General features: G+C 43.7%; 8 protein-coding genes. All 8 read left to right on the top strand.

Translation table 11 applies throughout. The annotated features are described in order from the left end of the window. Positions 1 to 97 precede the first annotated feature (97 nt). Entirely contained in the window at positions 98 to 484 is a 387-nt protein-coding gene (locus ACH2DQ_RS00545; RefSeq protein WP_394913646.1) for an HsmA family protein, read from the top strand. Between the two features lie 308 nt (positions 485 to 792). Then, positions 793 to 1050, top strand: coding sequence for a Beta-galactosidase C-terminal domain (locus tag ACH2DQ_RS00540; protein WP_394913647.1), 258 nt, complete (start codon positions 793 to 795; stop codon positions 1048 to 1050). A gap of 321 nt (positions 1051 to 1371) precedes the next feature. Further along, positions 1372 to 10455, top strand: a complete 9084-nt coding sequence (locus tag ACH2DQ_RS00535) for a sialidase domain-containing protein (protein WP_394913648.1) — start codon at positions 1372 to 1374, stop codon at positions 10453 to 10455. 199 nt (positions 10456 to 10654) lie between these two features. After that, on the top strand, positions 10655 to 11317 hold the full coding sequence (locus tag ACH2DQ_RS00530) for a hypothetical protein (RefSeq protein WP_394913649.1): 663 nt from the start codon (positions 10655 to 10657) through the stop codon (positions 11315 to 11317). 253 nt (positions 11318 to 11570) lie between these two features. Continuing rightward, entirely contained in the window at positions 11571 to 12410 is an 840-nt protein-coding gene (locus ACH2DQ_RS00525) for a putative manganese transporter (RefSeq protein WP_395025059.1), read from the top strand. A gap of 28 nt (positions 12411 to 12438) precedes the next feature. Then, positions 12439 to 13140 carry an MBL fold metallo-hydrolase gene (locus ACH2DQ_RS00520; RefSeq protein WP_394913651.1) on the top strand — a complete coding sequence of 234 codons (702 nt, stop codon included), beginning with the start codon at positions 12439 to 12441 and terminating at the stop codon, positions 13138 to 13140. A gap of 199 nt (positions 13141 to 13339) precedes the next feature. Continuing rightward, a complete protein-coding gene (locus ACH2DQ_RS00515) occupies positions 13340 to 14365 on the top strand; it encodes a LacI family DNA-binding transcriptional regulator (protein WP_394913652.1) in 1026 nt (341 codons plus the stop codon). A 312-nt stretch (positions 14366 to 14677) separates the two neighbouring features. Then, the coding region (locus ACH2DQ_RS00510; RefSeq protein ID WP_395025056.1) for an alpha-glucosidase at positions 14678 to 16016 on the top strand (1339 nt) is incomplete at its 3' end.

The raw sequence follows: 16016 nt of genomic DNA, 5'->3' as shown, positions 1-16016 counted from the left end.
TATGATAAGATTACCCTTAAAATAAGATTATTGACAAACACAGATTGATACTATATAATGAACATTGTTCAAGTTGAATTTAAAGGAGAAAATACATATGGATGTAAAATTAATTTTAGCGATCATTACGATAACCTTGGCACTGATATTTTATACGATTGGAGTTTTTTCAGAGCGAAAGGCGCATGTTCTGCGAAAGCCTCATGTTATCATATTCTGGCTGGGTTTGGTGTTTGATACCACAGGAACTACCATCATGAGTACCATTGCAGGGAGTAAGCCAGGTACCGGCGGACTGAATCTCCATGGAATTACAGGGGCGCTGGCAATTGCCCTGATGCTGTTCCATGCAGTCTGGGCAACGATTGTGCTGGTGAAAAAGGATGAACAGAAGCAGGAAAATTTTCATAAATTCAGCATCTTTGTATGGGCTGTATGGCTGGTGCCTTATGTGCTGGGAATGATTGTTGGTATGGGCAATTAAATTATCCTTTGCGGGGATGTGAAAACTGAATAAACAAGTAAGATCAACGGTGTGATATAGCTGATGAAGCTAATCATACCGTTTTTTGATTGTAATATTAACTAGTGCCGGACTGGTAAAGAAAAGATGAGTTTAATATTTTAAACATTTTTGGTTATCCACCCACCTGTTTCCTCAAGGCGAAGTAATATATAATAAATTTATCTCGAACATGACAATACACCCTAATTAAGAGAGCGGGTGTGAAAGAATGGAAAAGAGACCATTCAGCGAAAAATAAAATTAATTATGAAAGGAAGAGGCGGAATATGAAAAGAAGACGGATAAGTTTAGTATTAACAGGAATTGCAGCAATCGCAGCGGCGGGTCTGCTGGAATTGCCCCGGGAGACGGAATTAGCCATAAGGGAAAAAGATGGCAGACAATATATATTTGTCCTGAACTATAGCCACGAACCGGTTCAAATCTGTCTAAAACAGCCGATGAGGGATATGTATGCAGGAGCTGAAACCGAGGGGACTATAGAACTGAAAGCATATGAGACAAAAGTATTTTTAAAAAAATGATAGTATTTTACAGTGGTGAACAGCCTCTCATGAAGTGTGACTTTGTGAGGGGCTTTTTTTAATTGTGCAAAATAGATAGAATTTGACTTTAAATTCTTGATAAATGCATGGAAAATAGGTAAAAAAAGGAAGAAACAAACAAAAAGGAAAAATCTTCTAATAATATATTGAAAAAAGAAATTATTTTTGTAATAATACTAGGTATATCGACAGAAAACGGGTTCCGGTAAAAGAAAGGGGGGAAGGGGGAAATGGTTTTCCGGGTTTCTGTATCGGAGAATAACTGATCTTATCTTATGGGATATGAAAAAGGAGGAAATAATGTATATCAAGCAAAAACAAAAAAGATTTTTAGCAATGATGCTGGTAATCGTACTTGTCATTTCAGGGATACTGCCCCAGGGAGTAATACAGGCATCTGCGCAGGAAGAAAGCCTGCCCATATATTCCGGCAGAAATATGAGTATCTCTTCAGCGTCGGAGACCGTCAATATTACCCAGACATATCTGTCAAGCCTTTCATCGCTTAAAGAAGGAACGATAGCAGTGAGATATCGGTCCAGTCCCGGACAGGGTTTAAGCGCTTTGTTCAGTCTGTCCGGTACAAAGCCGGGGCAGGAGAATACCTATGCGGTTGCCTATGTAAATCCAACAGGTAACAAAGTGGGGGTGGAAGTACGTCAGGGGGATAACAGTAATGTAACAAATTATAACCAGGTCAGTGCCACAGCTTCGATTCGGGATGATCAGTGGCACACGGCGGTATATGTTTTTGGCAAGACGAAATTCCAGATATACCTGGACGGGAAGAAGCTTACAGAACAGGATAAGCCGGGGTTTTTTGACAAAATAACAGAAGCGGATTCCGTTAAAATTGGTGCGCTGGATCGTGCTCCGGCAAAAGGAGGAGCAAATCAATGGGTATTTAACGGTGACATTGATCTGGTAGAAGTGTATGGAAAGGCGCTTTCGGCAGAAGAGGCAGCAGAGCTTCAGATGGCAACTGCATATGAACCGGTTATTCCGGATGACCCAGAGGATGCAGTCCGAACCGATACGAGATTGTTCTACAATGGATTTGAAAATTCTGCGGCGTACCGCATTCCCTCCTTATTAACCACAACGGAGGGTACCATCATTGCAGCTATTGATAAGCGGCAAAGCGGTTCAGCAGATCAGGGTAATATTGATACGGTTATCAAAAGAAGCACAGACGGGGGAGTGACCTGGGAAGAAACAAAAACGCTGGTAAACCTTCCCTCGGGACAGAACAGACATGCACTGAGCATTGATGCCAATATGGTTCAGGATAAAAATACAGGCAAAATCTTTCTGATGGTGGATATGTTCCCGGAATCCAATGCGATTATGGATTCCGGAAGCCTGGTAACTTCATCCGGATATAAAGAGGTAAACGGAAAGAAGTATCTGATCTTAAGAGACTGTCCAAATTCAGAAAGAGGAAATACTTACACAAATGAATATACGATCCGGGAAAGCGGAATCGTGTTTGATGAAGCATCCGGGGAAGCGACCAATTATGTGGTACCCAATCTTGCGGATGGGAAACTTTATGAGAAGCGTACAGCCGAAACGGTAAATGCGGGAAATAAAGAGGAAATACAGGGAGAAGCAGCTGCCAAACAAGAAAGCGAAGTACAATCCAAAACGGCTGAGAACCCGGTGCTTCCGGAAAATGAAGGCGAAGCGTATCGGGAGACAGAAATACAGGAACCAGAAGCACCACTGAATACAGAAGAAGTACAGACGCCAGAAGCAGTTGCGGAATCCTTGACAGAAGCAGACCGTGTATCGGAATCCGCTCAGTCAGCTGGTCAGGAATCTGAGCCAACAGAAACCATAGCAGAACCGGTTTCCCAGACAGAGCAATTGCAGTACATAGGCAACATCTACCTATACACCGGAAACGAGGCAGCACCTTTAAAAGCAGTCAGAACCTCACATCTTTGGATGGTTACAAGTGAAAACGACGGCGCAGACTGGTCTGAGCCAGTAGATCTGAACGGACAGATCAAAGAAGACTGGATGCTCTTTACCGGAACCGGTCCGGGAGTGGGAATGCAGATGAGCGATGGACGTTTAATACTTCCGGTTTATATTACAAACAGCAATGTAGGCGGGAGCCAGTCAGCAGCAGTAATCTATAGTGATGACGGCGGTGAAACATGGGACATGGGCGAGACCGTGAATGACGGCAGAATCCTCAGTAATGGAAACGTACTGGAGACAAAAACCATGAATAACAACGGTGCAATGATGACCGAGTCCCAGGCGGTGGAAGTAACCAATGCAGAAGGGGAAAAGGAACTGAGGCTTTTCTGCAGAAACCAGGGTGGAAATGTAGCCATAGCTTCCAGTAAAGACGGTGGAGAGACCTGGGGAAATACGCTGAAGTTTGATTCCGCCTTAAGGGATGCATATTGTCAGCTGACGATTGTTCCTTATCCATATGATGTACCCGGATATGAGGGAAAGGAAATGTTCCTGTTCGCCAACCCGGACAGCACTTACGCCGCCGGACGAAATAACGGAACCCTCCGTCTTGGATATTATGAGCCGCAGACAGATGAATTTGTGTGGATTGCATCCAGAGTAGTTGAGCTTGGAAATTATGGATATTCATGCCTTTCCGTTTTGGGAGAAAATCAGATTGGATTATTCTGGGAAGGAGCGAACCTGGATCTGAACTATTCCACCTTTAATTTACAATGGCTGATGACAGACAAGACGCCGGTGGAAAGAACCGCACCAGTTGTACAGGCTGTCAAATGGGAAGGAAACCGGATTGAAGTAACATTCGACCAGCCCATGATGGTAATTGGCAGACCCCAGCTGGAAGCCAGCGCTGAGGGAGAGCCGGTTTCTATGGAATATGATTCCGGCAGCGGAACTACGAAGCTTTTATTCCGTCCGGGGGTAGATGACACCCGTGAGCTGACCTTTCGCACAATAACAGCCGAGGGCAGGAATTTTTACGGCAATGCACAAAATGTCAGGGTAGCCAATGACGGATTTGACGGATTTACCATACCGCCGTCTCAGGGACCATCCATAGAAACCCTCATAAAACCGGGATACAGTTCCATTAAAATCAGTTTTGTTCCGGCAGAAGGTATTACAGAGTATGATATTTTTCGAAGTGAAGATAAAAATGGAACTTATGAAAAAATAGGAAGCACCCAGGGAACCTCTTATACGGATCAGACAGGGGCAGGAAAGACCTTTTATTATCAGGTACGGTCCAAAGATGGAAATAAAGTATCGGATAAAATAGGTAATGCCAGTCCTACCGGTATAGAAGCCATGAAAGAAAATGCTGTCCTGTACAAAGATCTAAAAGGACAAGAATTCAATGGCAGCACATTGGTTGATGTGAGTGATAAAGCGGCAGAAGTTGGAAAGCTGTCTGCGGGGTCCGTAATTATTAAATTCAGAACCACAGATAAAAGCGGTAATCTGATGATGCTGATGGGGAAAACTGCGGGAGAATCTGCAGCTATAAACGGAGCAGTAAATAAAGCGTCCTTTTATTTAGAAAAATCAGATAACCTTATGCGGTACCGTGCAGATATGAAGCATACCAGGGCATCGGTAGCCGGGATTGATTATGCCGACGGCGAGTGGCATACAGCGATGGTTACCCAGGCAGACAGCGGATATGTCTTCCGGTTTGCAATTGACGGAGTGGAAAGAGGTAAATTTACGGGAGACAGTAATAAAGGATTTTTCTCAACCGTGCAGAACTTAAATCAGCTCACCATAGGAGGATACTATAATGGCAATACCCAGACGGTATCCAATGGTTTTAAAGGTGAGATTGGGTATGTAGTGGTGACGGAGGAAGCAGCCAGTTTAGAAGACACCCTTGAAATTACCAAGACTGAAAGCGGTATATTATGTGATTTACCGGAGCAGATGTTTGACCAGTCCAAAGATAATACCTGGGTATTTGCCGGTGGAACAGATGTAGAAGGGGGCTACGGCGTAACCCAGGGCATCCGCAATTATGTGGGGCAGTTCGAAGAGTATATCCGCTGGACAAAAAATGGCGGTGTTATGGGCCGCCAGCGCTATATGATCAATACTGGAAAAGCTGGTAATACAATGGCAGATATTAAGGATCAGTTTGATAATCTGGTGGGAAAATATGACCCGAGAGCACTTGCCGTAATGGTAGGTAAAGAGGATTATCAGGCTGGAACAGAAGGGCTGGAAGCATTTAAAGCATCCCTTGGGGCACTGGTTGATAAAGCACTTGTGCTGCGTAACGGCACCGGATATCTGGTTATTCAGGCACCTTATGCCCAGGCAGATGACAGTGAAAACCAATTGGCGGCTGCGTATACAAATGCTGTAAAGGAAGTTTACGATGGCTTAAGCGATGCACAGAAATCAAAAGTCATGGTCGCAGATCATTTTAAGAATACGGACAATGGTGCATTTAAAAAGAATTGCCTGGATACCCAGGGAAGCATCAATGCGCTGGGGCATCTGGAAATTGCAAAACAATTTGCCAAAGTGACATATGGTACTGCGGATGGATTTCCGGTGGGCGAAGCAGATCTTTCTTTGAAAAAAGAAACGACACCTTCCAAATATTCCGCTGAAGTGCCAAAGATAACAGCATCCGATACACAGCTGACTGTAAATATTCCGGATACAGCTTTGGAAGGCATTACCGGGTGGCGTTATGAGCTGCAAATTGAAGACCAGACCATAAGCGGAGGGTTTACTGATAGGCAGGCAGTAATAGGCGGACTCCCAACGGGCGCAGGCTATACGTTAACGGTGAAGTCTGAAGACGGGGATACACAGCTTGCAGCCGTTACAGGAAAAGTGTTGCAGGGCAATGAAAGCCAGGTAAAACCGGTGACACAGATCGAATTAAGTGATCTTCAAAAACAGATCAGGGCAATTGCAGAAAAGGAAGAGCCGGCAACCTGGCTGTTCGTAGGTGACAGCATAACACACGGTGCCCTGCACACCAAAGGCTATGATTCTATCCATCAGACATTTGAGAAATATTTAAAAGAGGAACTGGGCAGGAAAGATGATGTGGTCATTAATACCGCTGTATCCGGTGCAACCACAGCGGAACAGGAGGCAAATTCAAACGAAAGACTGGATAAATACAATGCAGATGTAGTGATCGTCATGCTTGGAACCAATGATGCTTCTAATGAAACGGTTCCCACAGACCGCTACAAAGCAAATCTGGAAAGTATTGTAGATAAAATTCATGCAAAAGGCGCTGTTGCTGTATTACGAACGCCGAATCCACTGAGACCGGAAGCGGGAAACAGGGCAGTAAACCTGCCGAAATACGCGGAAGTAATCCGTACTGTTGCAGCGGAAAAAAATGCTGTATTAGATGATCATTTTGCAGAGTGGAGCAAAGAATTAGAAACCAGAGCGTATTTATGGCAGAATACCTATTGGAATAATGACAGCATTCATCCCAATCCAAACGGCCAGCTGAATATGGCGCAGTCACTGATTCGCGCCTGCGGGTTATTTAATGAAACCAGTACCATCTGTAACCTGTCATATGAACTTCCCCATACGGATGAGCAGAGTGACAAGGCAATTGGAGCAGCTGCGTCCGGAGACAAGATTGCAGTTGATCTAGAAGCACTTGAAAAAAGTTATGGAAGTTCCTTTGGGTCAGCAAAAATCCAGGCTGTCTGCGATGGAAAAACATATACGGCATCCGCAAAAAAGGGTGAACAGTATGGAACACTTCGCAATCTGCCCGTAAATAAAACTTATCAGGTTACGGTAAAGGCAGACTTGCTGGAAACCAGTAAATCCGTGACTTTCCAGACAGAAACAGTAGAGCTGAAAGAAGGGGAAGCGATAATCGGGCTTGGCTTTGCCGGTAAAAAGCTGACCGATCTGACACCGTCTGCATTGGCGGGAACCTTCTACGTCAGTACGCTGGCACCGGAAGGAACACCGGTATATAGCCTCTGCCAGGGAGAAAACGATACAGACAATGATAAGTTCGTCATTGAAGGTGATCAGTTAAAAGTAAAGAAAACACTGACAGAAGGAAATACCTATTCGGTAAGAGTAAAGGCAAGTATCACAGAAATCTCGGAAGAGCAGGTCTTTACCATCAAAGCATTAGGCAGGCATCTGATTATTGATGAAACCAACATGGAAATTGAGAGCGGACACCCAATTGACCTGACGGGGAAATATTTAGAAGAGATAAAGGAATTAGAGGAGGGAACATTATTTGTAGATTTTACCTCCTCAAATACATCGATACAGTCTCTGTTCAGCGTATCTCTGGGGGATGATCCTGCTGCCGCAGCCCAGAATACCCATATGCATGTTTATACCAACGGGGAAAACCTGGGTGTGGAGATCCGAAACCAAAAAGGAGATCCGGTATTTGACTACAAAGGGGCAGAATTGCTGAAAACAGGAGTTATCCGGGTTGGAGAGCAGAATAAAGTAATCTTCCGGGCAGATAAAGAAAAAGGAAGCTATCAGCTCTTTGTAAATGGGAAACTGGAATTTGAACTTGCGGCTTCCAAACTTGGGGGGTATAAATATCTGTCTGATATGCCTCATCTCAATACCGTAACCGTTGGCGCCACCATGCGAGGCGGTGCTGCGAAATATACTTATGCAGGAAGTATGGCAAAACTGCAGTATTATGGGGTGCCGCTGGATGAAGAGGCGTGTAAGTCCATGACCAGGGTGGAAGGATATGAACAGTTAGATCCTCCATTTCACTCCAATGATGCTACCGGCTCTTCCTATTTTCGGATACCGGCATTGCTGACAACCATGCAGGGAACCGTTATTTCCGCCATTGATGCAAGGTTTGGAGGCACCCAGGATGCACCGAATAATCTGGATACGGCAGTCAGTACCAGCACAGACGGAGGGAAAAGCTGGTCAGACGGTATATTGCCTTTCCATTTTGATGATTTTGCGGATAATGGACAGATATTTAAAGAAGGATCAGGTGTTTCGGTTGCCGGAAGTGCAGCATTTATCGATCCGGCACTCTTAGAAGACCGCACCATCAATTCCAATGGCAGAATCTTTATCCTGGTGGATGCATTCCCCAGTGCAACCGGCACCTTGACAGCACAGAAAGGCAGCGGCTATACGCTCATAGACGGGAAAAAATATCTAAAATTAAAGAAAGCAGGAGAAACCGAATATCATTATACCCTTAGGGAAAATAACGTAATTTACGATCAGAAAGGGGCACCTACCGAATATTCATTAAACGGGAATTTTGAAGTGCAAAAAAATGGGGAGCCGTTAACCGTAAAACAAAAAGATATTGTATATAATAATGATACTATTACAACCGTTACGACGGATCAGGATGTTGCAATGAATGTGATGTATGATACATCTGTCTTCCAGGTACTGAAAACCTCCTATCTCTACCTGAAATACAGTGATGATCAGGGAAAGACCTGGTCTGATCCTGTAAATTTAAATAGCATGGTGAAGACAGAAGACATGGGATTCTTAGGTGTTGGTCCCGGCAGAGGAATTCAAATTACGAATGGAGAACATAAAGGACGTCTGCTGTACCAGGTATATGAATACGTAAATGGGGATCAGTGGTGTCATACCATCTACAGCGATGACCATGGGGAAACCTGGAAGTTAGGGGGAAGTCCCCAATTTGACCGGGCAGCTGTAGGCTCCATGAGTGAATCCCAGTTAATTGAACTTCCGGACGGTACCCTGCAGGTATTTGCAAGAACCGTTAAGAGCAGAATTGCCACCGCTTACAGCAAAGACGGAGGAGAGACTTGGACAAACGGCGCATTAGATGACAGGCTGCTCCTGGCAAGCGGTTCCGGCTGCCAGCTGTCCGTCATCAATTATGATGGTTATATAGACGGAAAACGTGCAGTCATTTTATCCGCTCCGGTAGAATCATCCAGAAGACATGGCGTAATCCGCATCGGCTTAATAGATGAGGAAATACAGGAAGGAAAAGAATACCCTGAAATTGACTGGAAATACCAGTTTGATGTGACGAAGCCCGGTGTCTATTTTGCATATTCCTGCCTGACCCAGTTGCCAAACGGGGATCTGGGAATCTTATATGAGCAGGGGAATACAAAACAGTTCCTGGATAAAATCCGATATCAAACCTACTCTGTAGGCAAATTGACACAGGATACTTATGAATCCCAGATATTGGCTGGTACGCTGGATGCGGCAGCAGGAAACACTTCCGTATCCAAACAAAAGGATACGTATACCATACATGCAGATGCCCATGAAGGATATAAATTTGTCAGATGGTTATTGGACGGAGAAGAGGTCAGCACTAAAGCAGACTTTGCATTCCGTCATGGCGAATCTGCATTTGCAGGCAAGAAACTGCATTTTATGGCAGAGTTTCAGGAAGCCGTAAATCCACCAGCCGAAACATTTACTGTCAAGTTTTACGGAAAAGATGGAAATCTGTTAAAAGCACAGACTATCGAGAAAGGCAAAGACGCCACCCCGCCAACCCCGCCGGAGATAAAAGGATATGAATTTGACCGATGGGACAAAGACTTTAGGAATGTACAGAGTGATCTGGATGTTACGGCAGTATATAAGGAAATCCTTGTGCCATCAGAAAACCCGGTAAAAGTCGAGAAGATTACACTGAACATGACCGATTTACTGCTTGCAAAAGGGAAAAAGATAAAACTCACCGCAAAGGTGTCTCCATCTGATGCGGAGGATAATTCGGTAATGTGGACATCTTCCAATAAAAAAGCAGCCGTTGTGGACAGTTCCGGCAGAATAATCGCAAAAGCACCAGGAACAGCAGTCATTACGGCAACTTCAAGAGATGGCAGCAATGTGAAAGCCAGCTGCAGGGTAAGGATTGGGTATCAGGTAACATACAAGTTAAACAAAGGCAAAAATGCTCCATCCAATCCATCCGTTTTTCTGACAAGTGAAAGGACAAAACTGAAAAAAGCAGCAAGAAAAGGATACACATTTGCAGGTTGGTATACCGATCAGAACTATAAACACAGAATAAAAGAAATAAAGAAAGGAACAAATAAGAACGTTACCGTATACGCCAAATGGAAAAAAATCAGGGTAGACAGAGTAAAATCCCTGACGTTACAAACAGCGGGGAAATACCGTATCCGGGTCAGATTTGGAAAAGCCAGTGGGGCAGATGGATACCTGGTGAAGTACAGTACCAGTAAAGATTTCAAAAAATCAATGACCAGGATACGCACCGGCAGAACAAATCCGCAGATGGGGAATCTGAAGACCGGCAGGACTTATTATGTAAAAGTAAGAGCATATAAGACTGACTCTGCAGGAAAGAGCGTTTATGGAAAATACAGTTATGTCAAGAAAATAAGGTTAGATAAGAAGTAAGTGACCAGGAAAGCGTCATTTGCCGGCGTGCGTGGGGGCTGCGACGGCAAAGGCGCTTTTTCTGGTTTGTAATGCAGTTAAAAAGGAGGGTCTGGCGCATAGATTTATGAGATAAATTATCGAGCCCCTTTTCTTATGATATAATGCTATAATAAAACAAAAACCGAAATTATATGTTAAGAAAGGACAGGTGTAAATAATGATCAATAATTGGAATGCCATACCGGGCTTAGAGGAAGCGGATTTTATTGCAGCAGCGGACATCTCAATACTGTCCGATGGAGAAAACAGAGGATATCCCAGAGGTATCGTGGTAGGAATTGCACTTTCCCAGCCCTATATCCTGGAAGTTACAAATAAGGATGTGGATAACGGCGAATTCTCCAGGACTGAGAAAAAGGCAGAACAACTGGCTGTGACGCTGGCTGCCTATTTAGAAAAGCAGGGATACAGTGCTTTCGCCCAGACGGAGGAGAATATGATTGCGGAAGGATTTGCTGATGAAGCATCACTGAGTATGAGTCTGCCCTGTAAGACAATCGCTGTGCTCGCCGGTGTGGGATGGATTGGAAAAAACAATCTGCTGATTACCGAAAAATACGGAAGTGCTCTCTGCATGTGCAGCGTATTAACGGATGCTCCGGCAGTTATTCAGGAAAGCAGGGTTATGCTGTCCAGATGCCGGGAGGAATGCACCATCTGTAAATCCATCTGCCCACCGAAAGCCCTGCATGGATGCAGGTGGGAAAAGAAGGTGGCAAGAGACCAGATTGTGGATGTGCACAAATGCAAATGCTGTCTGAAGTGTATGATGTGCTGCCCCTGGACGCAGGCTTATGGTAAAAAACTTATCATTAAGTAAAGTTAAATAACATAGCAATATCTGGGTAAATATGGTATAATGCATCACGGATATGGTGAATATATTAAATAAGACTCTCAGTAAATAACCGAATGTACCGCTGGTTTGATTTTCCGAGAGCACAGGTGTCAAATACTCGGAGTAGCCCGCTGTGCCTCCGTTTTTACACCTGTACTTTCAAAAAAACAATCTCATTGTACTATGCGGTTGTTTACTTTGAGTTATACTAAATTCAGGAAGTTAGTGAGGTATTATGTTTACAGAAGCATTGCGAGAAGCATTTTTTGATAGTTTACAAATGCTGCCATTTTTATTTGCAGCTTTTTTAATTTTAGAAGCGGTGGAACATTACTCCAGTGGGTTTATGAAAAAAGCACTTTATAAGGTGGGAAAAGCAGGCCCGGTAGCAGGCTCAGTTTTGGGATGTATCCCCCAGTGCGGCTTTTCTGTTATTGCAGCGAATCTGTATTCCGGGGGGATTATCACACTGGGAACGCTGCTGGCAGTCTTTATCGCCACATCCGATGAAGCGATACTGATTCTAATGGGCAATCCGGGCAGAGGGAGTGATATTCTAAATCTGATTATAACGAATATTATAATTGCAGTTATAGCAGGATACGGCATAGACATTTTCTTTCGTCGCCGGAGTGAAGGAAAAAAAGAAATCGGGGAAATCTGTGACCATTGCGGCTGTCATGAAGGTCATGGCGGAATTTTAATGCCGGCACTCCGCCATTCGGCAAAAATATTTCTCTATGTATTAGTATTTAATTTGGTTCTGGAGGTTGCATTGGACTGGATTGGTGCTCAGAGGCTTTCGGAATATCTGCTAAAAGATTCTCTGATTCAGCCATTTATTGCGGCACTGATTGGCATGATACCTAATTGTGCCTCATCGGTAATCCTGACAGAACTTTACTTAAGCGGTGCAATCAGTTTTGCATCCGTCGTATCCGGGCTGTGTACCGGGGCGGGAATTGGTCTAGTGGTGTTATTGAAAATGAACCATAACCCCAAAGAAAATTTAAAAATCGTTGGATTGCTCTATGGGATCTCTGTTGTGGCGGGGGTGGTCATTCAGTTATTTTGAATACGTTCTTAGAAAATTGGAGGTAAGTATGAAAATCACCTATATACATCATAGTTCATTTTTAGTGGAAGGATCGGATTTCTATCTTTTGTTTGATTATTTTCAGGGGAATATCCCAGAGTTATCAGAACAAAAGCCCCTTTATGTATTTGCAAGCCATCGGCATGGAGACCATTTTTCCAAGGTGATTTTTGAGCTTGAAAAAGTACATCCAAATATTAGATATATCCTATCGTCCGATATCAAACCGAAGCAGGTTCCGGCAGAATCCCTTTCCAGAACAACCTTTCTGGGAAAGAACATGGTAGAAAAGATAGGGGATATGGTAGTAGAAACCTATCATTCTACGGATGAAGGCGTTGCATTTCTTGTATCGGCTGGCGGAAAAAACATTTATCATGCCGGAGATTTAAATGACTGGACCTGGATAGGGGAGCCGGATGACTGGAATGCAAAAATGCGCAGAGTCTACCGGAAGATCGCCTTCGGTTTAAAAGATAAGAAAATTGATGTCGCTTTTCTGCCTCTGGATGGAAGACAGGAAGGGGAATTTTATCAGGGCATGGATTACTTTTTAAGAACTGTAGCAGATGTAAAAGCAGTATTTCCCATGCATTTCTGGGAAGATTACACCGTGATCAGACAAATAAAGGAAATGAAAGAGTCGGAGAGTTATCGGTCTAAGATATATGATATTGATTATGAAGGACAGGAATTTTTAATCGTTTAATGTTTTAGAAAACAGGACACAGTGCCTCCCGGTGTAAATACGTCGATCTATAGTATCTGATATCTGTGTCAGGTGTGCGCCTGTGAATCGACGGCGTAGCGGGCTGCGGCTAGAATTACTGACGTGCAGCTGGCATAGAAAGCGAGTGTTATATAGTGGCGTATTTGCGCCGGGCGGGCCTGGCGGCAGGAGTCATAGTATGGTGAGATTACAGGACATTGCAGATATGGTGGGGGTGAGCCGCACAACGGTTTCCAATGTATTGCACGGAAAAACGAAAAAGGTGTCCCCCGAAACAATTCAGAAGATTACAGCTATATTAAAAGAATCAGAGTATATCCCCAATATGGGCTCTCTGATTTTAACCAATCAGAAGTCAAAACTTATCGGTCTTGTGATTGGATATGAAAAAGCCCATGGGAATACGGCAATCGGAGATCCGTTTGTCAGTGAGATGACGGGGGCATTACATGAAATCGTGGAACGCCATGGCTATTATCTAATGCTGATCGGCGGTGAAAATCAGGAGAACGTGATTAATATAGCATCCAGATGGAATGTGGATGGGCTGATTCTGTTTGCTTATTCGGAAAAAGACTATTTAAAGCTGCAGAAAAAGTTAAACAAACCGATGGTAACCATTGACATCTACCAGAACAAATCCCATGATATGGTAAATATCGGGATTGATGATTTTCATGGAGGCTATCTGGCGGGGAAATATCTCCTGGATATGGGATACCGTGATCCCCTGTATCTTGCAGAGTACGATGAAAATGCAGATGCATACCGCTGGATGGGAATGAAAAAAGCATTGGAGGATGCAGGCATAGCAAGCATGGAAAACAGGCGGATTCTGCTTTCTCATTATGAGACAGTGAGGCTTTGCACCTATCGTGAGATGATGCCGCGTTTTCTTAATGCACAGGCACTTTTCTTTGCTGCCGATTATCTGGCAGTGGAATTTATAAATGAATGCCATGACAGGGGTATCGGGATTCCGGATCAAATCTCTGTGGTAGGTTTTGATGATAATATGCTTGCCAGAGTGGTACGCCCGAAGTTAACGACAATACGGCAGGAAAACAGAAAAAAGGTGGCACTGGCATTTGAACGGCTTCTTCAGGTAATGGAAAATAAAACAGTCGAAAATAAAGATACCCGTCTGCCGGTAGAACTGGTAATCCGGGATTCTGTCCGGAATCGATCCGGGAAACAGGAATAAGAACAGTTTGCTGTAATAGAGATGTGATATGCTTCCAATAAGCAGGAATTTTCAGGCTGGCTTATTGGGGGCAGTTCAATTTATGGCAGACTTTTTTGCGATTTTAAACCTCCGATTTTAAACTTTCTATTTTACTGCGATTTGCTGCAATTTTGTAGTTTTGTATAACATGCATAATGTGTATGATAAAGTATTGTGATAATGTATAGTTTCGCACGAAACCTATTGACGCTCTTACAATTACAGTGATATGATGAACTCAGAAAAAGCAGTTAACCGTACAAATTATGAGACAATAGATGGAGGAAAAACATGAAACAGTGGTGGAAAGAAAGCGTAGTTTATCAAATTTATCCAAGAAGCTTTGCTGACAGCAACGGAGACGGTATCGGAGATTTAAATGGAATAACGGAACACCTGGATTATCTTCAGGATCTGGGCGTTGATGTGATCTGGCTCTCACCGGTTTATCAGTCCCCAAACGACGATAACGGATATGATATCTCTGATTATCAGGCGATCATGAGTGATTTTGGAACTATGGAGGATTACGACAGGATGCTGTCTGAGGCTCATAAACGTGGAATAAAAATCGTTATGGATCTGGTGGTAAACCATACTTCCGATGAGCATCAGTGGTTTGTGGAAAGCAAAAAGAGCAAAGATAATGAATACCGTGATTATTACATCTGGAAAGATGGTAAAAACGGCAAAGAGCCAAACAACTGGGGTGGATGCTTTGGTGGTTCTGCATGGGAATATGATAAGGAAACGGATATGTATTTCCTTCATTGCTTTTCCAAAAAACAGCCGGATCTCAACTGGGAAAACCCGAAGGTTCGTAAAGAAGTGTTTGATATGATGTCCTGGTGGTGCGAAAAAGGAATCGATGGTTTCCGAATGGATGTAATCAGCATGATTTCCAAGGATCCCGCATTCCCGGATGGTGAAGTGAGAAATGGACTTTATGGAGATAACGGACCATTTGTATGCAATGGACCTCATGTACATGAATATCTCAGAGAGATGAATCAGGAAGTATTGTCCAAATATGATATTATGACCGTCGGCGAGGCAGCAGGCGTGACTATAGAGGAGGCAAAAAAATATGCCGGAGAAACAACCGGGGAATTGAACATGGTTTTTCAGTTTGAGCATGTGGAACTGGGAGACCACAGAATCGGCAAATGGTCTGCAAAAGAGGTGCCGTTAAAAGACCTGCGGGAAGCGATGAACAGATGGCAGATTAATCTGGAAGGTAAGGCGTGGAACAGTTTATTCTGGGACAACCATGACCAGCCAAGGGCCGTATCCAGATTTGGCGATGACAGCCCCATGTACCGGGAAGTGTCTGCAAAAATGCTGGCTATCTGCCTTCATATGATGAAAGGAACTCCCTATATATACCAGGGAGAAGAACTGGGAATGACAAACGCATACTTCAGCAAGCTGGAGGACTATCGGGATATTGAAAGCATCAATGCTTTCCATGAATATACGGAGAATGGTCTTGCAGGCAAAGAAGAAATGATGAATTGTTTAAAAGAAATCAGCCGTGACAATGCCAGAACCCCGATGCAGTGGAACACGAAAGAAAACGCAGGGTTTACAACCGGCACACCGTGGATTAAAGTAAACAAAAATTATCTGG

The sequence above is a fragment of the Robinsoniella sp. genome, assembly GCF_034124845.1.
The sequence above is the reverse complement of the archived record's forward strand: the minus strand, read 5'-3'. Positions and strand labels throughout refer to the sequence as shown.